A 25,674-nucleotide genomic window follows, 5' to 3' on the forward strand; every position below is an offset into this window, starting at 1 on the left:
CTGTATATGTATATACAAATAACACACGATGGGGTGCTGAACCATGTCCGCCTTCTTTGCCGAACGCGCGCTGCTGCCTAACGGATGGGCCAACAATGTACGTCTCGAGGTCAGCGCCGAAGGCCTGCTGACCCGCATCCAGGCCGATTCCACTGCAGATGGCGCCGAACGGCTGAGCGGGCCGTTGCTGCCGGGAATGCCCAATCTGCATTCCCACGCTTTCCAACGGGCAATGGCGGGTCTGGCCGAAGTGGCCGGCAATCCGAACGACAGTTTCTGGACCTGGCGCGATTTGATGTATCGCCTCGTCGGAAAAATCAGCCCCGATCAGCTCGGCGTCATCGCCCGGCAGTTGTACATCGAAATGCTCAAGGCCGGTTACACCTCGGTCGCCGAATTCCACTATGTGCACCACGACAGCAACGGCCAGCCGTACGCCGATCCGGCGGAACTGGCCTTGCGCATCAGCCACGCCGCCAGTGAAAGCGGCATAGGCCTGACCCTGCTGCCGGTGCTCTACAGCCATTCCGGTTTTGGCGGTCAGCCCCCGAACGACGGCCAGCGCCGTTTCATCAACAGCACGGAAAACTACCTGAACCTGCAATCGCGCCTGCAGCCGTTACTGGCACAGCAAAAGGCGCAGTCGCTGGGGCTGTGTTTCCACTCGTTGCGCGCGGTGACACCGCAGCAGATCAGCGAAGTGCTCGCCGCCAGCGACAAACAATGCCCGGTGCACATCCACATCGCCGAACAGCAAAAGGAAGTCGACGACTGCCTGAACTGGAGCGAGCGTCGTCCACTGCGATGGCTCTTTGAGAACATCGAAGTCGATGAGCGCTGGTGCTTGGTCCATGCGACCCACGCCAATCCGGAAGAGGTCACGCTGATGGCCAAGAGTCGCGCCATCGCCGGCCTGTGCCTGACCACCGAAGCGAATCTGGGCGACGGGATTTTCCCGGCAGTGGATTTCCTCGCGCAGGGCGGGCGCATGGGCATTGGCTCCGACAGCCATGTATCGCTCAGTGTGGTTGAGGAACTGCGTTGGCTGGAATACGGCCAGCGCTTGCGCGATCAACGGCGCAACCGCTTGTATGGCGCGGATCAGCCGATGGTTGGGCGCACGCTGTATGACGCCGCGCTGGACGGTGGCGCGCAGGCGCTGGGGCAGCCGATCGGCGCGCTGGACGTGGGCAAACGTGCGGACTGGATCGTGCTCGATGGCAACGATCCGTATCTGGCGACGGCCTCGGGTGACGGGATTCTGAATCGCTGGTTATTTGCCGGCGGCGATCGCCAGGTGCGCGATGTGCTGGTGAATGGTCAGTGGGTGGTGCGCGATGGACGGCATGCCGGTGAAGAAGACAGCGCGCGAGCTTTCACCCAGGTCCTGCGCGATCTTTTAGGCTAGCGCAAAATGAACTGTGGGAGCGGGCTTGCTCGCGAAGAGGGCGTGTCAGTCAACGGATTTGGCGACTGACACACCGCTTTCGCGAGCAAGCCCGCTCCCACATTTGTTTTGTATCGCGGCTTAATTCGAAGTTTTGGCCATCTGCCGATCCGACGCCCGCCAGATCAATCGCGTGGTGTCGTAGCCCTGCTGACGTGCCTTGCTCAGCAACTCTTCACGGATTACGCCATTGACGGTCGGTGTGCGTGACAACAGCCACATGTACTTGCGGCTCGGGTCGCCGACAATCGCGGTCTTGTAATCGTCGCTGACGTACAGCACCCAGTATTCGCCCTTCGCCACACCGGGGATCAGGCGCGAAAACCAGTTATCGAACTCGACCCAAAGCTTGTCGGTCTTGCCCGGGACTTGTGGATAAGCCGTGCCTTTGGCCTCTTCCCACTGCCAGTCCGGCGTCAGGCAGCGATTGAGCACACCGATATTGCCGTCAGGCTTGAGCGTGTAATGCGCTTCGGATTGTGCGCAATGGCGCTGGAAATACATGGGCAGACGCGCCAGCTCGTACCAGGTCCCTTGGTAACGTTTCAGATTGACGCTGTCGACGGTCTTCGGCGCCAACGGGTCCACGCCGGAAGTGGCGCAGCCGGCCAGTACCAGGCCGGCAAAAAGGATCAGCAATAACCGCTTCATTTTTCTTCTCCGTGGGCGCGAAGCCCCGGTTTACTTCAGGCCTTGGCCGGAAAACATCAACACTTTGTCACCAGCATACTGCACGCTGATAAAGCTTTTCTGGTCGCCCCAGGTGCAGCTGGACATACCGAGCGCGCCCGAGCAATCAGTCGGTTTGCCGAGGAGGGTCTCCACGTCTGACTTGGCCATGCCGGCCGAGAGCTTCGAGTAGTTTTCCTGATTGACCTTGCTGCATGCGGCCAACAGCACGCAAAACGACAGCAGGGCGAGAGATCGCAGCGACATGGTGTAACTCCTGGAACGAGGGGGGATGGCATGGTGCCAACCAGAAGCTTAGAAGAGAAAACCCTCATCTGGTTCCGTGGGCGGACGGCTATTTATTTGCCCGCCCGTCTGGCTTTTTTCGACAAATCAAAAACTTCGTGACGCTGTCGAGCATTTCGTCGACTTTCGTCGTAGCCGCCTAATCTTTGGCGCGGCGCGGTCGAAATAAGAGCAGCGCACAGCCGCCGGATATGGCAAATTGCCGCGCTTTCTTGACCAGTCCCTTCGCGGTAGTTCATTCAATGACCAGAAACATGAAATTCAGCCACAAGATTCTGCTGGCTGCCGCCCTTGTGGTGGCTGTTGCGTTCGCCTGTTTCATTTTATTCAACGACTATCGCCAACGCGAAGCGCTGGGCAGCAGCACCGATTCGACGATGCAGGAACTGGGCAGCCTGACGTCCAGCAACATCCAGACCTGGCTGGACAGCCGCATTCAGTTGCTGCAATCGTTGTCCCAGCAAGTCGCAGTGGACGGCAACGCGCCCGCCAGCCTGAAGCGCATCATCGATCTGCCCGCCTACACCGGCAATTTCCAGCTCAGCTATTTTGGCGGCGCGGACGGCGTAATGTTCTCGGTGCCGGCCGGCAACCGTGCGCCGGACTACGACCCGCGTGCCCGCGGCTGGTACAAGGCAGCCAACAGCGCACAACAGACCATCGTCACCGAACCCTACATCGCCGCCTCCTCGGGCAAACTGGTGATCACCGTCGCCACGCCGGTGCAGCGCCAGGGTCAGATGCTCGGCGTCGCCGGTGCCGACATCGACTTGAGCAGCGTCAGCGCGATCATCAACTCGCTGAACTTCGACGGCCACGGCCATGCGTTCATTGTCAGTGCCGAGGGCAAAATCCTGATCCACCCGGACAGCAAACTGGTGCTCAAGACGCTCGCCGAGGCCTATCCGAACGGTGCACCGCAAGTCAGCCCGGGCCTCAAGGAAGTCGAATTCGACGGCAAGACCCAACTGGTTTCCTTCACCCGCATCAACGGCGTGCCGTCGGCCGACTGGTACGTGGCACTGGTACTGGATAAAGACACCGCGTTCTCGATGCTCAGCGAGTTCCGCACGTCGGCACTGATCGCCATGGCCATCGCCGTGCTGATCATCATCGCCCTGCTCAGCCTGTTGATTCGGGTCCTGATGCAACCACTGCTGACCATGGGCCGTGCCATGCAAGACATCGCTGAAGGCGAAGGCGACCTGACCAAGCGTCTGGTGATTCACGGCAACGATGAATTCGGCGCGCTGGGCACGTCGTTCAACCGCTTCGTCGAGCGCATCCACACCTCGATCCGCGAAGTGTCCTCGGCCACCGGCCAAGTCAACGAAGTTGCCCTGCGCGTCGTCGCTGCTTCGAACTCGTCAATGTACAACTCCGACCAGCAAGCCAGCCGCACCAACAGCGTCGCCGCGGCGATCAATCAGCTCGGCGCCGCGGCCCAGGAAATCGCCCAGAACGCAGCACTCGCCTCGCAGCATTCCAGCGACGCGCGCAGCCTGGCGGTTGACGGTCAGCAGGTGGTGGATAAAACCATCCAGGCCATGCAACAACTGTCGGCGAAGATCAGCGATTCCTGCGGCAACATCGAAACCCTCAACAGCAACACGGTGAACATCGGCCAGATTCTCGAAGTGATCACCAGCATTTCCCAACAGACCAACCTGCTGGCGCTCAACGCCGCGATCGAAGCTGCGCGCGCCGGTGAAGCCGGGCGCGGTTTTGCCGTGGTTGCCGATGAAGTGCGCAATCTGGCGCACCGCACCCAGGATTCGGCGCAGCAAGTGCAGAAGATGATCGAGGAATTGCAGGTCGGCGCCCGTCAGGCCGTAACCATCATGACCGAGAGCCAGCGCGAGAGCGAAAGCAGCGTCGGCATCGCCAACCAGGCGGGCGAACGCCTGGGCAGCGTGACCCAGCGCATCGGTGAAATCGACGGGATGAACCAGTCGGTGGCCACCGCGACCGAAGAGCAGACGGCGGTGGTCGAGTCGATCAACGTCGATATCAACGAGATCAACACGCTTAATCAGGAAGGCGTGGAGAACTTGCAGGCAACGTTGCGCGCGTGTTCAGACCTTGAGCAGCAGGCGGCGCGGTTGAAGCAACTGGTCGGCAGCTTCAGGATATAGGCTGCTGGCACTGGCCTCTTCGCGGGCAAGCCCGCTCCCACAGGGATCTTCGGTGTTTACGCGATTTGTGTTCCACCACAAAACCCTGTGGGAGCGGGCTTGCTCGCGAAGGCGGCCTCAATGGGCACACCTCAACATCGAATACACTGATCAGCTCGCACTGACGCCGGACTGAATTAAGACTAAACTCAGTCCGATTCCACTTGGCGAGCTAATTCCATGAAGCTTTCAGCACAAATCAAACCTATCAGTTATCTGAAAAGTCATACGGCAGAGATTGTCAAAACGATCACAGAAAGCCGCGAGCCACTGGTGATCACACAAAACGGCGAAGCCAAGCTCGTGGTCATGGACGTTAAAAGCTTTGAAGAACAGGAAGACACGATGGCCTTGCTGAAATTACTGGCAATGGGCAATCGGGAAATCGAGGAAGGCAAATTCGATGACGCCGAGAGGGTATTCTCGGAACTGGACAAGGCCGATCTGCAATGAAGTTAAGGGTCGTCATTCTCCAGTCAGCCCAAACCGATCTCAAAGAACTGCGCACCTATCTCATCAAACAATTTTCAAATGCAATCTGGCAAATCACCTGCGCCGATCTCAAGACTGCCATTAACGGCTTGGCTGACTCGCCTTTTTCCAGATCAATTCCGGAAGAAATCGAAAAGCTCAACCTCGGCCAGTACCGGCAAATAGTTTCGGGAATGAATCGGGTGATTTATGAGGTGCGGGAAAAAACTGTCTACATCCACATCGTTGTCGACACTCGAAAAAGCTTACCTGCACTCCTGATGAAGCGATTGTTACAAGGTAATCCTTGAATTAAAAACGCGAGCCAGGCTGCGAAAGAAACTCCAATTCCTCAGCCGTAGACTCCCGCCCCAACACCGCGTTGCGATGCGGAAACCTTCCAAACCGGGCAATCACCTTCTGATGCCGTTCGGCATAGTCCAGATTATCGGCGAACACCGCCCGCTCCGCCTCCGGCTGTTCAGCCACCAGTTCGATAAACCGGGAAACCGCCTCATTCTGCACCGCGAGGTTTTCGCAGTGTTCGAACACCAGATAAATGAATACCCGCTGAATCGGTTTCAACTGTCGATCAAAATCCGCCGCTATACCTTGCGCGACGAGTTTCTGCGCAAGCAGGTCGCCGGAAAAGGCTTTGGGGGTGTCGCGATAGATCATGCGCGGCAGCTGATCGAGCAGCAGCACCACGGCCAGCCAACCTTCGGGACGTTGCGTCCACTCGGTCAATTCGCCGGCCAGGGCCTGATCGACAAAGACCCCGAACCGCTCACGCGCTTTGAGGTCTTGGCTTTTTCGCTTGCCGAACCACAACTTGCCCTTTTCGGCCGCTACTTCGTTCGCTGATTCGGCGTGTCCGAACCACCAGTCGAGCAACGGCTGCCAGGGCGCGTGCATGGTTTATTCCTTGTGGTAGGCCGTGGCGCGGGCGACTTCTTCTTTCGAGCCGAGGAACACCGCGACGCGCTGGTGCAGGCCTTCCGGCTGGATGTCGAGGATGCGCTGGTGACCGTCGGTGGAGGCACCGCCCGCTTGTTCGACGAGGAACGACATCGGGTTGGCTTCGTACATCAGGCGCAGCTTGCCCGGCTTGGACGGCTCACGGCTGTCGCGCGGGTACATGAACAGACCGCCACGGGTCAGGATGCGGTGCACGTCAGCGACCATTGCCGCGACCCAGCGCATGTTGTAGTTCTTTTTCAGCGGGCCTTCTTCGCCGGCCAGCAACTCGCCGACGTAGCGCTGCACCGGGGCTTCCCAGTGACGCTGGTTGGACATGTTGATCGCAAATTCCTGAGTGGTTTCAGGAATGGTGATGTCTTCGTGGGTCAGCACGAAGCTGCCCATTTCGCGGTCCAGGGTGAAGCCTTTGACGCCGTCGCCCAGGGTCAGTACCAACATGGTCTGCGGGCCGTAGATCGCGTAACCGGCAGCCACTTGCTGGGTGCCTGGCTGCAGGAAGGCTTTTTCGTTCAGCGGCTCGTTCTGGCTCAGGTATTCGTTAGGGCAACGCAGTACCGAGAAGATGGTGCCGACCGGCGCGTTGATGTCGATGTTCGACGAACCGTCCAGCGGGTCGAATACCAGCAGGTAGGCGCCCTTCGGGTATTTGCCCGGGATCTGATAGGCATTGTCCATTTCTTCGGACGCCATGCCGGCCAGGTGACCGCCCCACTCGTTGGCTTCGAGCAGGATTTCGTTCGACAGCACGTCGAGTTTCTTCTGCACTTCGCCTTGTACGTTTTCGGTGCCCATGCTGCCCAGAACACCACCCAGGGCGCCTTTGGACACGGCGTGGCTGATTTCCTTGCAGGCACGCGCCACCACTTCGATCAGGAAGCGCAGATCGGCAGGAGTGTTGTTGCTGCGGGTCTGCTCAATCAAATAGCGACTCAAGGTAACGCGGGACATGGACGGCTCCGGTGGAATGGGGGGCTAAAAACCCGCGCAGTTTACAGGGAGTCTGAAAACCTAGCGAGCGAAGACGCCGGCTAACGTGCGCCTGGGTGTATTTGCCTGTATGAGACGTGATTGTCGGTGGAGAGTTCAGGTGTCGGATTCAGCGTAGTTCGAAACGAGGCGGCGGGGGGGGCGAGTGATGCGACAGTTTTGGTCTTTTGTTGGTAGGTAGATCGCTATCGCGAGCAGGCTCACTCCTACAGGGACCGCTTTCCACCTGAAGAAATGCAGGCCACTGTAGGAGTGAGCCTGCTCGCGATCGGATGCGCAGCATCCGCCTTGTCAGGTATTGGCAGGAGGCTTGCGCAACAGGCTGAACGCCATCGCCCCCAGAAATACCACACTGAGCAGCAGCACCGCCCACAACCCGATCTTCTTCCAGTGGGTCTCGGCCACCGCAGCCGTCGTCGCCGTCGAGGTCTGTGTGAGCACGGCTTCGCTCTGCACCGTCGCCTTGCCCAACGTCGCCAGTTTCTCTGGTTTGAAATCCGGAATCAGCGTCGCCAGCGGCAGATTCGCCGTTTTCACGCGAGGATTACCCACCGCCAGGCTGTAAGGTCCATCGCCACGCGCGAGGAAAATCACCTGCGTCGCCCGCACCGCATATTTCAGGTTCGGCGCCTGTTCACCCAGACCGCCGCCGCGCTCATCCACGGTCAGCTTCAACTGTTGCACGGTCTGCCCGTAGAGCTGCAATTCGTTCTGCACCACGTCCTGAGCGTTCTGCGTCAGGCGATAGAGCAAACCGCTGTTCAAGGTCTGCCACGGCAGGCTGCTTTCGCGGCGGCCGGCCAGTGTCACCGGTGCCAGACTGTTCGACTGCCGGATCTCAACCTGCACCCGTTCGACGTTCAGTCCCATCGGCAATTGCCAGGTGTATTCCCCGGCCCTGGTACTGCTGCCGGCCACTTCCTGCGACCAGACCAGCGGTAGCGGGACGTTGCGCGGATCGCTGCTTTTCAATTGCGCCGAGGTGAGGGTCGGCGCCGAATTCGGTGAATCCCACAACAGGCGCAAATAGCGCGCGGACTGCCCCGGCAAGGCCACTTCGTGTTGTTCGATCCGCTCATCAGAGAAGGTCAACCGCGCCACTTGCCCCTCACCCCACGGCTGCCAGTGCTGCAAATCGTCACTGGCCTCAATGCTGAACCGCTGGAAGCCGTCGCGCTCACTGGTCCAGTCGAGGACCAACTGCTGCAGTGGCGCCTTGATTGCGCTGGCATCCAGCAGCCAGCCCCGCAACACCTCTTCGCCTGCCTCCAGTTGCGAGGATGGCTGCACTTCGACCAGCGTGCCGCTGGTCGTCGATTGCACGCGCACGTTCGGCGCGCGCTCGCTGGCGTCGGCGGCGTTGTACAGCGGGAACCACTTCACTTCGTGCAGCTTGCCGTCGTCGCGGGTCTGCGCCGATTCGCGAGCCAGGGCGTAGGCCTGCGCTTCGCCGGCGGCGTTGAACACCCGCAAGTCGCTGAGATCGGTCTGGCGCGCCTGCAACTGCACGCTCAACGGCAGGTCGAGGCGATACCACGGGCCGTTACCGCTGGTTGCCAGCGGCACCTGCGTGGCGAAGTCCGCCGGTTTTTCCTGGGCGCCGGCCAGCATCACCACGCCCAACGCCAACCAACCCAGATTCAGCATGCGACTCAAGATACAACTCCTTCGGTTTCCGGCGCGGGCTTGTCCGCCACCGGTTCAGCTTCAACACGCTTGGGCGGCAGCGGTGCGAAGTAGCCCACCACCAACAGCAACACGCCGACGCCAATAAACGAAACGATCCGGGCGAGGCCGCCACGGTTGCTCAGTTCGACAAAAACCAGTTTCGCCACCACCAGCGCAATCAGCGCCGCGCCGATCAGCCACACTTCGCGGCGATGGCGCAGATGCCCGCCGATCATCAGCCCCAGCGCCATCAGCGTCCAGACGATGGACAACCCGGCCTGCACCAGCATCGAGGCGAGCAGTTGATCCAGCTCGAAAGGGATCGCCGCCCAATGGTGCGCGGCACGGGTCACCATTGCGGTACAGAAGGCGAACAGCGAAACCCCGGCGATCAGTTGCGTAGCATGATCGGCGTAATCCTGACGGATCGCCCATTGCACCACCGCACGACGCGACCAGACATACACGCCGAACAAGGCGAACAACAGACCCAGCTCCAGCGGATTGAGTAGCGGCACGTAAGGCAGCGGTTCGGCATTGCCATCGCTGACGCTGTTGGCCAGCCAGAACCACGCCAGCATCAACACCGCCAGCGGCGCGGCAGCGTACAAGCGGTACTCGCGGGTAAACGTGGCGACCGGCCACGGCCCACTGCGCGGTGCGGCCATCAGCAGCAGATACACACTTGGGAGAATCGCCCAGCCCAGCCAGCGCCAGGCGTTGTATCGCTCGGACAACAGCAGCAGGCCATAACGCAACTCCAGCGCCAGCACGCCTATCAGCAGCCAGCAGCCGAGTACATGCGCCGCGCTCAAAGCCCGGGCCGGCAACATCGGCGCCAGCCGTCGCAGGCTGAAGACATGCACCGCGAATACCGCCGTCCACGCCAGCCAGCCGAAGTCGGCCGCCGGGTGATAACGCGCATGCCAGGCGCCGAGCAAGACCAGTGCCGCGGCCGGAATCAGCGCGGTGCAAAGCAGACCCAGCGCCGGCCATTTCAGGCGCAGCGCCAACAGCGTCCACAACGCCACACTGAGCGCCGCGGCCAGCAGCAACCACGGGCCTTGCAGATTCGCGGGGGCAAAACGCAAGATTTCGCTGAGCCACGCCAGCGTCCACCAGCCACCCCCCCACACCAGCAACACGGCCGACAAGCGCTGCAAACTCAACGCATCGAACGCCGTGGCATGCTTGCCCAGTTGCAAGCGCCACGCACCGATCATCGCCGCCAGCCCCAGTACCAGCGGCGTCCAGAAGCCACCATGGGCCAACGGTTTCAATCCTTCGCTCGACAACGGCCCAAGCCATTGCGGACCGGCGAGCAAGAACGCCGCGCCGCCGATCACCTGTAACAGCAAACCGAAAACAAAACTGACCCGCTGCTGCAGGTACAGGCTCAGCCAGATAATCAGCACGCCACTGGCAGCCCACACCGCACTCGCGGTCTGCCACGGCAGCACGAACAGCACCGCCAGATTGATCAGCACCAACCCCGCCAGGAGCACCACCGGCAGACCGCGCAGCAGTCGCACATCGCCGCGCACCATGTCATCGCGAGCCGCCAGCAACATGCCGGCGATTAACGCCAGACCGATCAACGAAGCGCTGAGCAAACCGCTCCAGCCGGCGCTGAACACGGCGCTCGAACCCTCGCCCGCCCCTTGCAGGCGCAACAGGAACAACGCCCCGCCAAGCAATTGCACGCCGAACGCAGTGAACAGGAACGTGCGCGATTGAATGCGCAGGCCGACCAACAGCGTCACCAACCCGGCCAGCGCCCAACTGATTGCCGTGCCCTGAATGAAGAAGAACAGCGGTGCCAGCAGATACAGGAAGGTCAGCCCCAGACAGGCGAGCACCGGCAAGCCTTGGCGCTCCCACAGCGATGCCTGCTCTGGCGCGGCCTTGCGCAGTTGAACGAAGCTGAACAATAACGCCATGCCGAGCATCAACGCGCCCAGCGGCGCACCGTCGAGCAGGCTGCTTTCGCCGGCACGTAATTGGCTGAGAAATGCCAGCGCCGAACCCAGTTGCAGCAACAAGGCAAAGACCCGGGCGAATGGCCGCTGTTGGCGCAAGCCGAGCCAGAAAATCCCCGCGCCTTCGACGGCCCACGCCGCCGAGGTCCAGCGCGCATCGAGCCCCAGCGGAATCGCCAGACTGGCGAAGATCACCCCGAGCGCCAGACAGGTTTCCCCCAGCAACACCGCGCGTCCGCCCATCAGCACTTTGGCCAGCGCCATGTAAATCATGCCCAAGGCCAACGCACTGAAGGCTGCCGCGAACTCCAGGTGCTGCACCAGCGCGAACTGCAAACCGAAACCCACGATCGGCGGACCAAAGAGCATTGTACCGTCGACATAATCGCCCTTGCGCGCCGACCAGTGCAGCAGCGCCTCGCGGTCGCTATCCGCCGGCGCGTCCGGCATGTCGAGCAACTTGCGCCGGGCAAACAGCAGGCCGATGGCCAGGTACATGAGAAAAAACAGCAGCAGGAATGGCTCGGTGCTCCACAACAACTGCGGCGTATACGCGCGCAGCCCCCAGGCGAAACCAATGCCGAAGGTGCCAACGAAACCGATCAGATTCAGCAGGCGCCAGGCCTTGAACCAGGCGATGGCGAGAATGCCTGCGTTGAGCAGGGCGAAATAACTGAACAGCGCGACATGGTTGCCGGCGCCGGTCGAGGTCAGGATCGGCGCAGCGAAGCCGCCCAATGCTGCCGCCGCCGCAAGCCCCGGCGCATCCTGGGTAATCGCCAGAATCGCCGAGAACACCGTCACTGCCACCAGCAATCCCAGCGCTGCCGAAGGGTCGAGCAATGGATGCAAACGCATCGCTGCGAACACCGTCAGGTACAGCACCGCGATGCCGGTGCCCTGCAGCATCAACGCGTAGTTGCTGTTGCGCCGGCGCAGCCACCAGCCCAGCGCGAGCAAGCCGAGCGCCGCGGCAGCGACCCCGGCGTACCGCAACTCGATCGGCACAACCATACCTTCAGTGGCATAACGCAACAGAAAGGCCAGGCCGAAGAACAACAGCACGACACCGACACGCAGCACCGTGTTGCCACCGAACAACCAGTTGCGCGCGGCGTTGATGCCGCGCTCGATCAGATTCGGGCCACGCGGTTCGGCAGGTTTTTGTGGTGGTTCAACAGGCGCCGGCTCGGCGCGCCAGACATCGGCCGGCAACGGCTGGCTGGTCTCGCGGGCAGCAGTGGTGATCGGTTCGAGTTCCGGCGGCAGTTCCCAGATCAGCTCAGAGACTGGGGCCGCGGCCTGATCGGCCACCTCGACGGATTCGGCGATTGACTCGGCTTCAGGTTCCACACTCGGCGGTGCCGCCGCGTGCGTGGGTGAACCCTCGAGCACAAACAGACGCTGGGCCACGCCTTGCAACGCCTCTCGCACCTGCTCAAGTTGGCGCTGTTGCTCCGCCGCCTCGGTGCCAAGGCGCGCAATGCGTAGCGTCTGGCCGACGACCAGGCCCAGCAGCGCACCCAGCAGCGCGGCGGTGAACGATTCGTCGAGCAGTCCGCCGAGCACCAGCCCGATCAACATGAACATCCATTGCATGGTCGATATCCCTAAGCGGCCCCGAAGCGGGGCGAGTCCGGCGATGGCTTCAGTCTAGGCAAATTTCCATTGTGGGAGCGGGCTTGCTCGCGAAGGCGGTGTGTCAGTCGAAATCAAATTGACTGACACACCGCCTTCGCGAGCAAGCCCGCTCCCACAGGAGGACTGCGGTGACTGATGCCTCCGGTAACCGGCGCTCAGTATATCGATCTGGCCCAACAAACGTTGGGCCTTGCGCACATTTGCTGCGGAAAGTTACTCCAGCGCTTTCCAGATATCCGTGGCGTACTCGCGAATCGTCCGGTCCGAGGAGAACCAGCCCATTCGCGAGGTGTTGAGCACCGCCGAGCGCCACCAGTTATTCGAATCATGCCAGTGCGCTTCAACGCGTTTTTGCGCTTCCCAGTAAGAATCGAAATCGGCGCAGACCAGGAAGCGGTCGTAATCGATCAGCGAGTCGATCAGCCCGGTGTAGCGCGAGGTGTCGTCCGGCGAGAACACCCCGCTGCGAATCGCTTGCAACACATCGTTGAGGCGATGGGACGCGGCGATGTCCGGCAGCGCACTGAACTCGTGGTTCTGCTTGCGCGCTTCTACCTGCTGGGCGCTGAGGCCGAAGATGAACATGTGCTCGGCACCGATGCGTTCCGCCATTTCCACGTTGGCCCCATCGAGGGTGCCGATGGTCAGCGCACCGTTGAGGCCGAACTTCATGTTGCTGGTACCCGACGCCTCGAAACCGGCAGTGGAAATCTGCTCGGACAAGTCCGCCGCCGGAATAATGCTCTCGGCCAGGCTGACGTTGTAGTTGGGCAGGAACACCACTTTGAGCAAGCCGCGCACCGTCGGGTCGTTGTTCACCACCCGGGCGATGTCGTTGGTCAGCTTGATGATCAGTTTGGCCTGGTGATAACTCGCCGCAGCCTTACCGGCGAAGATTTTCACTCGCGGTACCCAGTCGACTTCCGGCTCGGCGCGAATCGCCTGGTACAGCGCCACGGTGTGCAACAGGTTGAGCAACTGCCGTTTGTACTCATGGATGCGCTTGACCTGCACATCGAACATCGCCGCCGGATTGACGGCGATGCCCAGCCGCTCGTGAATCAGATAGGCCAAGGCTTTTTTGCTGTGCAGGCGCTGCTCGGCGAAGGCTTTGCGGAACGCGGTTTTCTCGGCGAACGGCTGCAAATCGAGCAGGCGTTCTTCGGGATTGTCGAGCAGGTCCGGGCCGAGGGCGTCGACCAGCATCGAGGTCAGTTCCGGGTTGGCCTGATACAACCAGCGGCGGAAGGTGATGCCGTTGGTCTTGTTGTTGATTCGCTCCGGGTAGAGCTTGTGCAGTTCGGCAAACACGGTTTTGCGCATCAGTTGTGTGTGCAGGCCGGACACGCCGTTGACGCTGTGCGAACCGAGGAACGCGAGGTTGCCCATGCGCACCCGGCGACCGTTGTCTTCTTCGATCAGCGACACCGCGCGCAGCACGTCGAAATCGTGAATGCCCTTGGCCCGCAGCGAATCGATGTGCTGAGCGTTGATCAGGTAAATGATCTGCATGTGCCGAGGCAGCATGCGCTCCATCAAGCCTACCGGCCAGGTTTCCAGCGCTTCCGGCAACAGCGTGTGGTTGGTGTACGACAGTGTATCGACGGTGACTTGCCACGCGGCGTCCCAGGCCACGTCATAAACGTCGACCAGTTGGCGCATCAGCTCGGCGACGGCAATCGAGGGATGGGTGTCGTTGAGCTGAATCGCAGCGTGATCGCCCAGGGTCAGCACCGAGGTGTGCATGTTGCGATGGCGACGCAGCAGATCCTGCAGCGAGGCGGCGACGAAGAAGTATTCCTGACGCAGGCGCAGTTCCTGGCCGGCTTCGGTGCTGTCTGCCGGATAAAGGACGCGGGAGATACTCTCGGCGCGGGCCACTTCGGCGACGGCGCCCAAGTGGTCGCCGGCGTTGAAGCGCTCCAGGTGCAGTTCTTCCATGGCGCGGGCGCGCCACAGGCGCAGGGTGTTTACGCTCGCCCCACGCCAGCCAACCACCGGGGTGTCATAGGCAATCGCCCGCACGGTTTCTGCCGGCGACCAGACCTGGCGGGTTTTGCCATTGGCGTCGGTGACCGTTTCGACGCTGCCGCCGAAACCGATCGGGTAAACCACTTCCGGCCGTTCGAATTCCCAGGGGTTGCCGAAATCCAGCCAGTGCTCGGTTTGCTCCTGTTGCCAGCCGTCGACAATCGCCTGGCGGAACAAGCCGTGCTCATAACGAATGCCGTAGCCATGGCCGGCGATGCCGAGGGTCGACATGCTTTCCATGAAGCACGCCGCCAGACGCCCGAGGCCGCCATTGCCCAGCGCCGCGTCGGGCTCCAGCAAGCGAATGCGCTCCAGATCGACGCCCAGTTCGGTCAGCGCTTCACGGGCGACGTCGAGCAGACCGAGGTTGCTCAGGCTGTCGTAGAGCAGACGACCAATCAGAAATTCCAGCGAGAGGTAATAAACGCGCTTCTGGCCTTTGCGGTAGATCTGCCGCGTATGGTCCATCCAGTGCTCGACCATGTGATCGCGCGCAGCCAGGGCGATGGCTTCGAACCAGTCATGGTCAAAGGCGTGATCGGGGTCTTTGCCCACGGCGTAGGTGAGTTTGGTCAGGACGGCGTCGCGGAATGCGGCCACCTCTGCTTCGCGAACTAGTGGTTCTTGAGTCATCAATAAGACCTCGAGCGAGCGGGAATTGTCTGAGCCTAGACGGTCTGACCGACGGTATTGGCTCTGGTTCGGCAGCATTTCCTCGGACTGTGCGACAGTCCGACATAACCTTGGCGGATGAGCCAATGAATGCAGGGGCCGTGCCGTCGTACCGGGCAAAATGCAGTGCACAGAAAAATATCCGGCGAAAGGTTGTTCAAAATTCCACCCGTCCCGGTATGATCGCGCGCCCTGATGCATACACGCTTGGTAACTCCCGATGATGAAGCCCAACCTGATCGCCGCCGCCGAGATTGATCGTCTCGATACGTGGGCCAAATACTCGGCGCCGATGTGCGGCTCGTGTATCTCCAGCTGCTGCACGCTGCCGGTCGAGGTCAAGATCAAGGACCTGGTGCGCATCGGCGTGGTCGACGAATTCGAACTGGGCGACCCGCCGAAGAACATCGCCAAGCGTTTGCAAAAGGAAGGTCTGGTCGAGCGCTTCAATCAGAAATCGGGGATTTTTACCCTGCAGCGCATGAGCAACAACGACTGCTATTACCTCGATCGTAAAAGCCGCTTGTGCACCATTTATGACAAGCGCCCGGACACCTGCCGCAACCACCCGAAAATCGGGCCGCGGCCGGGGTATTGCGCTTATAAACCGAAAGAAGTCGAGCGTGTGCAGAACTTCCGGGCGATCGAGAAGTTTTGATCGCAGCTGAAATTTGCGGCGACTGATCGGCCGCCTTCGCGAGCAGGCTCGCTCCCACAATGGATATCTGGTGCGCACAAAATCTGTGCTCACTGAAGATCCCCTGTGGGAGCGAGCCTGCTCGCGAAGGGGCCGCCACCAGCACTGCATAAACCCAGACAAACAAAAACGCCCCCGGTCGCGAGACCGGGGGCGTTTTTTATTCCAGGGCTAAATTACGCCTTGGCTTTCTTGGCAGCGCGGGTACGCTCGCTTTCGTCGAGGATCTTCTTGCGAAGACGGATCGACTTAGGCGTGACTTCGCACAGCTCGTCTTCCTGGATGTATTCCAGAGCCTGTTCCAGGGTGAACTTCACCGGTGGAACCAGAGCGATGGTTTCGTCTTTACCCGAAGCACGCATGTTGTCGAGCTTCTTGCCCTTGGTAGGGTTGACGCCCAGGTCGTTGTCACGGCTGTTCTGACCAACGATTTGACCGTTGTAGATCTCCTGGCCGTGTTCTACGAACAGCTTGCCGCGAGCCTGCAGGGTTTCCAGCGAGTAGGTCAGTGCCTTGCCGGTTTCAACCGAAACCAGAACGCCGTTCTGACGGCCGGACATGTGGCCCGACTTGACGGTGTCGTAACGATCGAAGATCGAGGTCAGGATGCCAGCGCCGTTGGTCAGGGTCAGGAACTGGTTACGGAAACCGATCAGACCGCGAGCAGGGATGTTGTATTCCAGACGAACACGGCCCTTGCCATCCGGCACCATGTTGCTCAGATCGCCCTTACGCAGGCCCATCTCTTCCATCACCTTGCCCTGGGATTCTTCAGGGATGTCGATGGTGACGTTTTCGAACGGTTCCTGCTTGACGCCGTCAACTTCACGAATGATCACTTCAGGACGGCCCAGGGCCAGTTCGAAGCCTTCGCGACGCATGGTTTCGATCAGTACCGAGAGGTGCAGCTCACCACGGCCGGAAACCTTGAACTTGTCAGCGGTATCGCCTTCTTCAACGCGCAGTGCAACGTTGTACAGCAGCTCTTTGTCCAGACGGTCCTTGATGTTACGGGACGTCACGAACTTGCCTTCCTTGCCGCAGAAAGGCGAATCGTTAACCTGGAAGGTCATGGAAACGGTTGGCTCGTCGACGGTCAGCGGCTTCATCGCCTCGACCGTGTCCGGGTGGCACAGGGTGTCGGAGATGAACAGCGAATCCATACCGCTGATGCAGACGATGTCGCCAGCAGCAGCTTCTTCAACGTCAACGCGGTGCAGACCGTGGTGACCCATCAGCTTCAGGATACGGCCGTTGCGACGCTTGCCATCGGCACCGATCGCGACAACCGGAGTGTTCGGCTTGACGCGACCGCGAGCGATACGGCCAACACCGATAACACCCAGGAAGCTGTTGTAGTCCAGCGCGGAAATCTGCATCTGGAACGGACCGTCACGGTCAACGGCCGGAGGCGGAACGTGATCAACCACCGCTTGGTACAGCGGAGTCATGTCTTCCGCCATGGCGGTGTGGTCCAGACCGGCAATGCCGTTCAGGGCCGAAGCGTAAACAACCTGGAAGTCCAGTTGTTCTTCGGTAGCACCGAGGTTGTCGAACAGGTCGAAGATCTGATCCAGAACCCAGTCCGGACGCGCGCCTGGACGGTCAACCTTGTTGATCACCACGATTGGACGCAGGCCGGCTTCGAAAGCCTTCTTGGTCACGAAACGGGTTTGCGGCATAGGGCCGTCTTGAGCGTCAACCAGCAGCAGAACGGAGTCGACCATCGACATTACGCGTTCAACTTCGCCGCCGAAGTCGGCGTGGCCCGGGGTGTCCACGATGTTGATGTGGTAGCCGTTCCAGTTGATGGCGGTGTTTTTCGCCAGGATGGTAATACCGCGCTCTTTTTCCTGGTCGTTGGAGTCCATCACGCGCTCGTCGTTGAGCTCGTTGCGCTCCAGGGTGCCGGATTGACGCAGGAGTTTGTCTACCAGGGTGGTCTTACCATGGTCAACGTGGGCAATGATGGCGATGTTGCGTAGATTTTCGATCACTTGTGTATCTCGATCAGAGGATTCGGTTTGCTGACAAGTCTTGGCAGCGATTAGCAGTAGTGTCCGGCATGGCCGTTACAGCTTGACGGCGGTGTCGGGGGGCCGGTGACGCAGGCCACAGGCAAACAGCCCCGGGCACTTAGCTCGGTCGATAAACGCGCACATTGGCATGCCCCTCACTGAGCAAATGGTGAGCATGCAGGCGACTCATCACGCCTTTGTCGCAATACAGCAGGTACTGGCGAGTAGGGTCCAGTTCCTTGAAACGTGCGTTCACTGCATAGAACGGCATCGTCTGTACTTCTATGCCAGCGAGTTCCAGCGGGTCATCCTCGGCGGCATCCGGGTGGCGGATGTCGATCACGATCTGACCGGCCAGCGCTTCGCTGACTTCTTCAATCTGCAAATCCTGGCCCAATTCGTCGATCACCCGATCGATCGGCACCAGCTTGGCGTTGGCGAGCGCACGCTCGAGCACCGCCATGTCGAATTCTTTTTCTTCATGCTCGACGCGACCGCGCTTGGCGGCGGTCTTCGGGTTGACCGAAATCACCCCGCAGTATTCCGGCATGTGCCGGGCAAAATCGGCGGTGCCGATCTCGTTGGCCGTGTCGATGATGTCCTGCTTGTGCGCGACGATCAGTGGACGCAGGACCAGTTTGTCGGTCACGCAGTCGATCACCGACAGGTTTGGCAGCGTCTGGCTCGACACCTGGGAAATCGCTTCGCCAGTGACCAGCGCATCGATGTGCAGGCGCTCGGCAATCTCGGACGAGGCGCGCAACATCATACGCTTCAAAACCACGCCCATATGACTGTTATCGACTTTGCCGAGGATTTCGCCCAGCACTTCCTCGAACGGCACACTGACAAATAGCACGCGTTGCGAGCTGCCGTACTTCTTCCAGATGAAATGCGCGACTTCCATCACGCCCAATTCATGGGCACGCCCGCCCAGATTGAAGAAGCAGAAATGCGCCATCAGGCCGCGACGCATGATCTGGTAAGCCGCCACGGTGGAGTCAAAGCCGCCGGACATCAGCACCAGCGTCTGCTCCAGCGCACCGAGCGGATAGCCGCCGATGCCGTTGTGCTGGCTGTGGATCACGAACAACCGTTTGTCGCGAACTTCGATACGGACTTCGATTTGCGGCGCCTTGAGGTCGATTCCGGCAGCGCCACACTCGCGACGCAACTTGCTGCCGACGTACTTTTCGACGTCCATCGAGCTGAAAGGATGCTTGCCCGCACGCTTGCAGCGCACCGAGAAAATCTTCCCGGCCAGCGCATCGCCGTAGTGCTGCTTGCACTTTTCGGTGATGTCGTCGAAGTCGCCCAGCGGGTACTCGTCGATCTGCAGAAAGTGCGCGATGCCCGGCATGCACGTCAGGCGCTCGCCCATCTCTTTCAAGGCTTTGGGGTCGGTAACGCGGGTTTCCAGTTCGAGATTGTCCCACACACCGCTCACCACCACGGCCGGGTCCAGGTCACGGAGCACGGTGCGGATGTTCTTGGCCAACTGGCGGATGAACTTCGTCCGGACAGGTCGGCTTTTGATGGTGATCTCGGGGAAGACTTTTACGATTAGTTTCATGAAAACAGCGCGCGAACGGCCAGCCGAAAAAGGGGGGCGCGGATTATAGCGGAAATTGCTCAAGGTTTAACCAGTTAATGTGCAGAAGGTTTTGCGCGCACCAAAACGGGTCATTTTCGACTGGAGACGCTACATTAGAGGGCGAGATTTTCCGCAATCCAGCGCTTTGCACCTTAATAGGGGTGAATTTGCGGCAAAAAACCCATGCTGGGGCACTGGCATGCAATTTGCTCCCTTGTGAGGCAGGTTGCCTTGGCAGAGTATTCGCGCCGGCATCACCCATATTTAAGGGCATCCACTACCCAGCCCTAAGCCACCCGGAGGACAGTATGTCGAAGACGGTTCAACTCATCAAAGATCATGACGTCAAGTGGATTGATCTGCGCTTCACGGACACCAAAGGCACTCAGCACCACGTGACCATGCCGGCTCGCGATGCGCTGGATGAAGACTTCTTCGAAGTCGGCAAAATGTTCGACGGCTCCTCCATCGCTGGCTGGAAAGGCATCGAAGCCTCCGACATGATCCTCATGCCGGTTGACGAAACCGCCGTTCTCGACCCGTTCACCGAAGACGCCACGCTGATCCTGGTGTGCGACATCATCGAACCTTCGAGCATGCAAGGCTACGACCGCGACCCACGTGCGATCGCCAAGCGCGCCGAAGAACACCTCAAAGCCACCGGTATCGGTGACACCGTGTTCGCAGGTCCAGAGCCTGAGTTCTTCATCTTTGACTCGGTGAAATTCAAGTCGGACATCTCCGGCTCGATGTTCAAGATCTACTCCGAGCAAGGTTCGTGGATGTCCGACCAGGACGTCGAAGGTGGCAACAAAGGCCACCGTCCAGGCGTCAAGGGCGGCTACTTCCCGGTTCCGCCGTTCGACCATGACCACGAAATCCGTACCTCCATGTGCAACGCGCTGGAAGAAATGGGCCTGACCGTCGAAGTTCACCACCACGAAGTGGCGACCGCCGGCCAGAACGAAATCGGCGTCAAGTTCAACACCCTGGTGAAGAAAGCCGACGAAACCCAGACCCTCAAGTACGTTGTGCACAACGTTGCTGACGCTTACGGCCGCACCGCGACCTTCATGCCGAAGCCACTGTACGGCGACAACGGCTCGGGCATGCACGTACACATGTCGATCTGGAAAGACGGCAAGAACACCTTCGCTGGCGAAGGCTATGCCGGTCTGTCCGATACCGCGCTGTACTTCATCGGCGGCATCATCAAGCACGGCAAGGCCCTGAACGGCTTCACCAACCCGGCGACCAACTCCTACAAGCGTCTGGTACCAGGCTTCGAAGCACCGGTCATGCTGGCCTACTCGGCTCGCAACCGTTCCGCTTCGATCCGTATTCCTTACGTGTCGAGCCCGAAAGCCCGCCGTATCGAAGCACGTTTCCCGGATCCGGCAGCCAACCCGTACCTGGCCTTCGCAGCACTGCTGATGGCCGGTCTGGACGGTATCCAGAACAAGATCCACCCAGGCGACGCTGCTGACAAAAACCTGTACGACCTGCCGCCTGAAGAGGCGAAAGAGATCCCACAAGTTTGCGGCAGCCTGAAAGAAGCCCTGGAAGAGCTGGACAAGGGCCGCGCGTTCCTGACCAAGGGCGGCGTGTTCTCCGACGACTTCATCGACGCTTACATCGCGCTGAAATCGGAAGAAGAAATCAAGGTTCGCACCTTCGTACACCCACTGGAATATGAGCTGTACTACAGCTGCTGATCCGGTAGCGCTGCGTAACGCGGCGTGACAAAAAGAGGCCTTCTTCGGAAGGCCTTTTTTATTGCCCGGATTTTATGGCCAACCAAGCCCCCTGTAGGAGTGAGCCTGCTCGAGATCGCGGTGGGTCATTGAAAAAGCTGGCGACTGACACGACGCCATCGCGAGCAGGCTCACTCCTACAGGGGATTTGTGGCGGCTGAATGATTCTGGATATGTTCCCAGTTGGGCCAACCGCCGCACCTGGCCTATGCTGCTATCCATCGTTTCCAACCCCGGTCGATTTCATGGGTCGCACCTTGCTCTTCCTTCTGCTGCTGACCGCCCTGCCCGCCGTCGCGCAGATCTACAAGTACACCGACGCCAACGGCAATACCGCGTACAGCAACCAGCCGCCGGACGGTGTGCAGGCACAACCGGTCGAGCTGCCGCCGCTCAATCGGGTCGAGCCGCAAACGCCGAGTGCGGCACCTTCGCCCGCCGCCGGCGAGCGCCAGGCGCCGCGCAATGCCTATGAGATTCTTGAGCTGGCCGGCCTGCCCGGCGATGAAGCCCTGCGCGCCAACAACGGCACCTTCACCGTCACTGTACTGATCAAGCCGCGCCTGCAACCGCCGCATCAGCTGAGGCTGGTACTCGACGAACAACCCTATGGCCAGCCAAGCAATGTGCCGGTTCTGCAATTGGTGAATATTGATCGCGGCGAGCATCGGCTGGCCGTACAGGTGATCGACGGGCAAACCGTCATCCAGCAGAGCGCGCCCGCCGTCTTCACCGTGCAGCGGGTGCACACGCCATGAGGGGTTTATGGCTGGTCCTCTGCTGCCTGGCCCTGCCCGCTACGGCGCAAGTCTTCACCTACGTCGACGCCCAAGGCAATCGTGTCTACACCGATCAGCCGCGAGCCAACGCCCAGCGGGTGCCGATCGCGACCAGTAATCGCATGTCGGCGCCGACCGCCACTGCGCCGAGCGCCCCGGCCAGAAAACCAGCGCAACAGCCGCCGTTCCACTACGACATGCTGCGCATTCTGATTCCCGAACCCGACGCCACCATTCGCAGCAGCAGCGGCGAACTGATCGTCAGCGTCACCAGCGAACCCGGCCTGCAGAGCGGCCATCGCTATCGCCTGCTGCTGGACGGCAAAAGTACCGGTGAGCCTGGACTCAGCCCGGTGTTCCCGCTGGCCAACATCGATCGTGGCAGTCATAACCTTTCGATTGAAATTCTCGACGCCCAGGGGCGGACGATCGAACGCACGGCCAACCAGCCTTTCCACATGCTGCGCATCTCCCTGGCGCAGAAACGCCAGGTCAAACCCTGCGTTGCCGATGACTATGGCGTGCGTCCCGAATGCCCGCTGAAAGATAAACCGCCCGAGCCGAAAAACCCCTTCCTGCGTTTCTTCTAACGCGCTTGTGCATAGCGCACTATATTGGTGCAACAACTCGCGACGTACTCATATCCCAACCCATTTTGGTTCGAAACTTCCCGTTTGAGCTGGCTCCGTGCCATACAAACGCGCGTCAAACGCCTGTTTCAGGCGCCGAACGCTTCTTTTCGGAGCCTTGGTTTGGTTTTTGCATTTTCCTTTTATCAGCGCTTTGTTCTCGCGCACGCCTTGCTCCAAAAGGGGTCCAGATGACCATAAGCGACGCAATCCACCGTTTGCTGCTCGACAACCTGACCACGGCGACCATCCTGCTCGATGCCGAACTGCGCCTTGAGTACATGAACCCGGCGGCAGAAATGCTCCTGGCCGTGAGCGGCCAGCGCAGCCACGGACAATTCATCAGCGAGCTGTTTACCGAATCCCCCGAGGCGCTCAATTCTCTGCGCCAGGCCGTGGAGCAGGCGCACCCGTTCACCAAGCGCGAAGCGATGCTCACTGCCCTTACCGGACAGACCCTGACGGTGGATTACGCGGTAACGCCGATCCTGAGTAACGGCGCGACTTTGCTGCTGCTGGAAGTTCATCCCCGGGACCGCTTGCTGCGCATCACCAAAGAAGAGGCGCAACTGTCCAAGCAGGAAACCAGCAAGATGCTGGTGCGCGGCCTCGCCCACGAAATCAAGAATCCGCTCGGCGGCATCCGTGGCGCCGCGCAACTGCTGGCCCGCGAGCTGCCGGAAGAAAGCCTGCGCGACTACACCAACGTGATCATCGAAGAGGCCGACCGTCTGCGCAATCTGGTCGACCGCATGCTCGGCTCGAACAAACTGCCGTCATTGGCAATGTGCAATGTCCACGAAGTGCTGGAGCGCGTCTGCCATCTGGTCGAAGCCGAAAGCCAGGGCTGCATCACCTTGGTGCGCGATTACGATCCAAGCATTCCCGACGTATTGATCGACCGCGAACAGATGATCCAGGCCGTTTTGAATATCGTGCGCAACGCCATGCAGGCGATCAGTAGCCAGAACGAGCTGCGCCTGGGCCGCATCAGCCTGCGCACCCGCGCCATGCGCCAGTTCACCATTGGCCACATCCGCCATCGCCTGGTGACCAAGATCGAGATTATCGACAACGGCCCGGGCATCCCGGCAGAACTGCAGGAAACCATTTTCTTTCCGATGGTCAGCGGTCGTCCGGACGGTACCGGGCTGGGCCTGGCCATCACCCAGAACATCATCAGTCAGCACCAGGGCCTGATCGAGTGTGAGAGCCATCCAGGCCACACCACCTTCTCGATCTTTCTGCCACTGGAACAAGGAGCCACATCGACATGAGCCGTAGTGAAACCGTGTGGATCGTCGATGACGACCGTTCTATCCGTTGGGTTCTGGAAAAGGCCTTGCAGCAGGAAGGCATGACCACCCAGAGTTTCGACAGCGCCGATGGCGTGATGAGTCGTCTGGCCCGGCAGCAGCCGGACGTGATCATTTCCGACATTCGCATGCCGGGTGCCAGTGGCCTGGACCTGCTGGCGCGGATTCGCGAGCAGCATCCACGGTTGCCGGTGATCATCATGACCGCGCACTCCGATCTGGACAGCGCTGTCGCCTCCTATCAGGGCGGTGCCTTCGAATACCTGCCCAAGCCCTTCGACGTGGATGAAGCGGTGTCGCTGGTCAAACGCGCCAACCAGCACGCGCAGGAGCAGCAAGGCCTGGAAGTCGTTCCCGCGCTGACCCGCACCCCGGAAATCATCGGCGAAGCGCCGGCGATGCAGGAAGTATTTCGCGCCATCGGCCGCTTGAGCCACTCCAACATCACCGTGCTGATCAACGGCGAATCCGGCACCGGTAAAGAACTGGTTGCCCACGCCTTGCATCGTCACAGCCCGCGCGCAGCCTCGCCGTTCATCGCGCTGAACATGGCGGCGATTCCCAAGGACTTGATGGAGTCGGAGCTGTTCGGCCACGAAAAAGGCGCGTTCACCGGCGCGGCAAATCTGCGCCGCGGACGCTTCGAACAGGCTGACGGCGGCACGCTGTTCCTCGATGAAATCGGTGACATGCCCGCCGACACCCAGACCCGCCTGTTGCGCGTACTGGCCGATGGCGAGTTCTATCGCGTTGGCGGTCATGTCCCGGTCAAGGTCGATGTGCGCATCATCGCGGCGACGCACCAGAATCTGGAAACCCTGGTTCACGCCGGCAAATTCCGTGAGGACTTGTTCCACCGCCTCAACGTGATCCGCATCCATATCCCGCGCCTGTCTGATCGTCGCGAAGACATTCCGACCCTGGCCAAACACTTCCTCAGCCGCGCCGCGCAGGAGCTGGCGGTCGAGCCGAAGCTGCTGAAAAGCGAAACCGAGGAATACCTGAAAAACCTGCCGTGGGGCGGCAACGTACGGCAGTTGGAGAATACTTGCCGCTGGATCACCGTGATGGCTTCCGGTCGCGAAGTGCATATCAGCGACCTGCCGCCGGAACTGCTCAACCTGCCACAGGACTCGGCCCCGGTGACCAACTGGGAGCAGGCGCTACGCCAGTGGGCCGACCAGGCCCTGGCCCGCGGCCAGTCGAGTCTGCTCGACAGCGCAGTGCCGGCCTTCGAACGGATAATGATCGAGACGGCGCTGAAGCACACCGCCGGGCGTCGGCGTGATGCTGCGGTGCTGCTGGGTTGGGGGCGTAACACCCTGACGCGCAAGATCAAGGAACTGGGCATGAAGGTTGATGGTGGGGATGATGATGAGGGGGAAGAGGGTTAATCCGCCTTCGAATCTTCGTCGACACTCATAGCCCATTCGCGAGCAGGCTCGCTCCCACAGGGGACTGCATTTCAACTGTGGGAGCGAGCCTGCTCGCGAAGCTTTTAGGCCACCGTGCACCGCATCAATGCACAATGACCCGTGATCGCGCATAGCCGCATCGCCATCCCGACATCTAAAAGCCCCTGAAAACGCACGCGTCAATAAGCGAAAGCCCCAGATTCCGGGGCTTTCGTTTTGGCGATGCGATTTTTTGTTTCCGCAGATTTAAACCTGGCACGCCCCCTGCAATACCTCTCACAGGTGATTCGTTTCACCACCCGTTTCGGGGACCTTGGTACAGGCAGGCCGGGGATTCCCCTCTTTACACCGGGTCGCACCGCCGCGCGATGCGTCCACCCTTTTGGGATCCTTGGTACAGGCAGGCCGGGGGTTCCCTCTTTATACCGGGCTTACGCGACAAGCGA

The 25,674-nt window shown here is 60.4% G+C and carries 19 protein-coding genes; 10 read left to right on the plus strand and 9 right to left on the minus strand.

Annotated features, from left to right (window positions below; genetic code table 11):
- Positions 1 to 43: 43 nt before the first annotated feature.
- Positions 44 to 1,408 (plus strand): formimidoylglutamate deiminase, encoded by a 1,365-nt coding sequence (locus tag HU755_RS09750; RefSeq protein WP_186631966.1) that lies wholly within the window; start codon positions 44 to 46, stop codon positions 1,406 to 1,408.
- 120 nt (positions 1,409 to 1,528) lie between these two features.
- On the opposite strand, the gene HU755_RS09755 is transcribed toward HU755_RS09750, so the two are convergent.
- Together HU755_RS09755 and HU755_RS09760 are read right to left on the minus strand one after the other, a co-directional pair.
- Complete coding sequence (locus HU755_RS09755) at positions 1,529 to 2,098, minus strand: lipocalin family protein (protein ID WP_186552117.1); 570 nt, start codon at positions 2,096 to 2,098, stop codon at positions 1,529 to 1,531.
- A 30-nt stretch (positions 2,099 to 2,128) separates the two neighbouring features.
- A complete protein-coding gene (locus HU755_RS09760) occupies positions 2,129 to 2,383 on the minus strand; it encodes a hypothetical protein (protein ID WP_186552118.1) in 255 nt (84 codons plus the stop codon).
- Between the two features lie 281 nt (positions 2,384 to 2,664).
- On the opposite strand from HU755_RS09760, the gene HU755_RS09765 reads away from it, so the two are divergent.
- The 3 genes from HU755_RS09765 to HU755_RS09775 all read left to right on the plus strand — a co-directional run bounded on the left by HU755_RS09765 (position 2,665) and on the right by HU755_RS09775 (position 5,378).
- A complete protein-coding gene (locus HU755_RS09765) occupies positions 2,665 to 4,557 on the plus strand; it encodes a methyl-accepting chemotaxis protein (RefSeq protein ID WP_202885361.1) in 1,893 nt (630 codons plus the stop codon).
- A gap of 219 nt (positions 4,558 to 4,776) precedes the next feature.
- Positions 4,777 to 5,049 (plus strand): type II toxin-antitoxin system Phd/YefM family antitoxin, encoded by a 273-nt coding sequence (locus HU755_RS09770; protein WP_186624005.1) that lies wholly within the window; start codon positions 4,777 to 4,779, stop codon positions 5,047 to 5,049.
- Positions 5,046 to 5,378, plus strand: a complete 333-nt coding sequence (locus HU755_RS09775; RefSeq protein ID WP_186631971.1) for a type II toxin-antitoxin system RelE/ParE family toxin — start codon at positions 5,046 to 5,048, stop codon at positions 5,376 to 5,378. The genes HU755_RS09770 and HU755_RS09775 overlap by 4 nt, the downstream gene beginning before the upstream one ends.
- A 1-nt stretch (position 5,379) precedes the next feature.
- Here HU755_RS09775 and HU755_RS09780 read toward each other — a convergent pair whose 3' ends face one another.
- The 5 genes from HU755_RS09780 to HU755_RS09800 all read right to left on the minus strand — a co-directional run bounded on the left by HU755_RS09780 (position 5,380) and on the right by HU755_RS09800 (position 14,987).
- Positions 5,380 to 5,982, minus strand: coding sequence for a DUF924 family protein (locus HU755_RS09780; protein ID WP_186631974.1), 603 nt, complete (start codon positions 5,980 to 5,982; stop codon positions 5,380 to 5,382).
- Between the two features lie 3 nt (positions 5,983 to 5,985).
- Entirely contained in the window at positions 5,986 to 6,996 is a 1,011-nt protein-coding gene (locus tag HU755_RS09785) for a class 1 fructose-bisphosphatase (protein WP_039756611.1), read from the minus strand.
- Between the two features lie 330 nt (positions 6,997 to 7,326).
- Positions 7,327 to 8,691 (minus strand): DUF3999 domain-containing protein, encoded by a 1,365-nt coding sequence (locus tag HU755_RS09790; RefSeq protein WP_186631977.1) that lies wholly within the window; start codon positions 8,689 to 8,691, stop codon positions 7,327 to 7,329.
- A complete protein-coding gene (locus HU755_RS09795; RefSeq protein ID WP_186631980.1) occupies positions 8,688 to 12,281 on the minus strand; it encodes a DUF2339 domain-containing protein in 3,594 nt (1,197 codons plus the stop codon). The genes HU755_RS09790 and HU755_RS09795 overlap by 4 nt, the downstream gene beginning before the upstream one ends.
- A 255-nt stretch (positions 12,282 to 12,536) precedes the next feature.
- Complete coding sequence (locus HU755_RS09800; RefSeq protein ID WP_186552125.1) at positions 12,537 to 14,987, minus strand: glycogen/starch/alpha-glucan phosphorylase; 2,451 nt, start codon at positions 14,985 to 14,987, stop codon at positions 12,537 to 12,539.
- Positions 14,988 to 15,246: 259 nt separating this feature from the next.
- On the opposite strand from HU755_RS09800, the gene HU755_RS09805 reads away from it, so the two are divergent.
- Positions 15,247 to 15,684 carry a YkgJ family cysteine cluster protein gene (locus tag HU755_RS09805; RefSeq protein ID WP_064117051.1) on the plus strand — a complete coding sequence of 146 codons (438 nt, stop codon included), beginning with the start codon at positions 15,247 to 15,249 and terminating at the stop codon, positions 15,682 to 15,684.
- A 215-nt stretch (positions 15,685 to 15,899) separates the two neighbouring features.
- On the opposite strand, the gene typA is transcribed toward HU755_RS09805, so the two are convergent.
- Together typA and thiI are read right to left on the minus strand one after the other, a co-directional pair.
- The gene (gene typA / locus HU755_RS09810) at positions 15,900 to 17,720 is read right to left on the minus strand and encodes a translational GTPase TypA (protein WP_186552126.1); all 1,821 of its coding nucleotides are present in this window, start codon (positions 17,718 to 17,720) and stop codon (positions 15,900 to 15,902) included.
- 139 nt (positions 17,721 to 17,859) lie between these two features.
- A complete protein-coding gene (thiI, locus tag HU755_RS09815; RefSeq protein WP_186552127.1) occupies positions 17,860 to 19,314 on the minus strand; it encodes a tRNA uracil 4-sulfurtransferase ThiI in 1,455 nt (484 codons plus the stop codon).
- A gap of 329 nt (positions 19,315 to 19,643) precedes the next feature.
- Here thiI and glnA point away from each other — a divergent pair, with 329 nt between their 5' ends.
- The 5 genes from glnA (at position 19,644) to ntrC (ending at position 25,207) form a co-directional block, all read left to right on the plus strand.
- A complete protein-coding gene (gene glnA, locus HU755_RS09820) occupies positions 19,644 to 21,050 on the plus strand; it encodes a type I glutamate--ammonia ligase (protein WP_186552128.1) in 1,407 nt (468 codons plus the stop codon).
- Positions 21,051 to 21,334: 284 nt separating this feature from the next.
- On the plus strand, positions 21,335 to 21,847 hold the full coding sequence (locus HU755_RS09825) for a DUF4124 domain-containing protein (protein WP_186631983.1): 513 nt from the start codon (positions 21,335 to 21,337) through the stop codon (positions 21,845 to 21,847).
- Complete coding sequence (locus HU755_RS09830) at positions 21,844 to 22,458, plus strand: DUF4124 domain-containing protein (protein ID WP_186631986.1); 615 nt, start codon at positions 21,844 to 21,846, stop codon at positions 22,456 to 22,458. Before HU755_RS09825 ends, HU755_RS09830 begins: the two co-directional genes overlap by 4 nt.
- Positions 22,459 to 22,688: 230 nt before the next feature.
- On the plus strand, positions 22,689 to 23,774 hold the full coding sequence (gene glnL, locus HU755_RS09835) for a nitrogen regulation protein NR(II) (protein WP_186552131.1): 1,086 nt from the start codon (positions 22,689 to 22,691) through the stop codon (positions 23,772 to 23,774).
- On the plus strand, positions 23,771 to 25,207 hold the full coding sequence (ntrC, locus tag HU755_RS09840; protein ID WP_186552132.1) for a nitrogen regulation protein NR(I): 1,437 nt from the start codon (positions 23,771 to 23,773) through the stop codon (positions 25,205 to 25,207). The genes glnL and ntrC overlap by 4 nt, the downstream gene beginning before the upstream one ends.
- The last annotated feature ends 467 nt before the right edge of the window (positions 25,208 to 25,674 follow it).

The sequence above is a fragment of the Pseudomonas sp. SWRI111 genome (genome assembly GCF_014268555.1).
GTDB classification, from domain to species: Bacteria; Pseudomonadota; Gammaproteobacteria; order Pseudomonadales; family Pseudomonadaceae; genus Aquipseudomonas; species Aquipseudomonas hamedanensis.

What these genes read in the sequence shown, in the direction of transcription:
- HU755_RS09805 (WP_064117051.1), top strand. Translation starts at nt 15,247, where the DNA reads ATGATGAAGCCCAACCTGATCGCCGCCGCCGAGATTGATCGTCTCGAT.
- HU755_RS09795 (WP_186631980.1), bottom strand. Translation starts at nt 12,281, where the DNA reads ATGCAATGGATGTTCATGTTGATCGGGCTGGTGCTCGGCGGACTGCTC.
- HU755_RS09775 (WP_186631971.1), top strand. Translation starts at nt 5,046, where the DNA reads ATGAAGTTAAGGGTCGTCATTCTCCAGTCAGCCCAAACCGATCTCAAA.
- HU755_RS09780 (WP_186631974.1), bottom strand. Translation starts at nt 5,982, where the DNA reads ATGCACGCGCCCTGGCAGCCGTTGCTCGACTGGTGGTTCGGACACGCC.
- HU755_RS09755 (WP_186552117.1), bottom strand. Translation starts at nt 2,098, where the DNA reads ATGAAGCGGTTATTGCTGATCCTTTTTGCCGGCCTGGTACTGGCCGGC.
- HU755_RS09765 (WP_202885361.1), top strand. Translation starts at nt 2,665, where the DNA reads ATGACCAGAAACATGAAATTCAGCCACAAGATTCTGCTGGCTGCCGCC.
- HU755_RS09825 (WP_186631983.1), top strand. Translation starts at nt 21,335, where the DNA reads ATGGGTCGCACCTTGCTCTTCCTTCTGCTGCTGACCGCCCTGCCCGCC.
- HU755_RS09830 (WP_186631986.1), top strand. Translation starts at nt 21,844, where the DNA reads ATGAGGGGTTTATGGCTGGTCCTCTGCTGCCTGGCCCTGCCCGCTACG.
- ntrC (WP_186552132.1), top strand. Translation starts at nt 23,771, where the DNA reads ATGAGCCGTAGTGAAACCGTGTGGATCGTCGATGACGACCGTTCTATC.
- glnA (WP_186552128.1), top strand. Translation starts at nt 19,644, where the DNA reads ATGTCGAAGACGGTTCAACTCATCAAAGATCATGACGTCAAGTGGATT.
- HU755_RS09760 (WP_186552118.1), bottom strand. Translation starts at nt 2,383, where the DNA reads ATGTCGCTGCGATCTCTCGCCCTGCTGTCGTTTTGCGTGCTGTTGGCC.
- HU755_RS09785 (WP_039756611.1), bottom strand. Translation starts at nt 6,996, where the DNA reads ATGTCCCGCGTTACCTTGAGTCGCTATTTGATTGAGCAGACCCGCAGC.
- HU755_RS09770 (WP_186624005.1), top strand. Translation starts at nt 4,777, where the DNA reads ATGAAGCTTTCAGCACAAATCAAACCTATCAGTTATCTGAAAAGTCAT.
- thiI (WP_186552127.1), bottom strand. Translation starts at nt 19,314, where the DNA reads ATGAAACTAATCGTAAAAGTCTTCCCCGAGATCACCATCAAAAGCCGA.
- HU755_RS09750 (WP_186631966.1), top strand. Translation starts at nt 44, where the DNA reads ATGTCCGCCTTCTTTGCCGAACGCGCGCTGCTGCCTAACGGATGGGCC.
- HU755_RS09800 (WP_186552125.1), bottom strand. Translation starts at nt 14,987, where the DNA reads ATGACTCAAGAACCACTAGTTCGCGAAGCAGAGGTGGCCGCATTCCGC.
- glnL (WP_186552131.1), top strand. Translation starts at nt 22,689, where the DNA reads ATGACCATAAGCGACGCAATCCACCGTTTGCTGCTCGACAACCTGACC.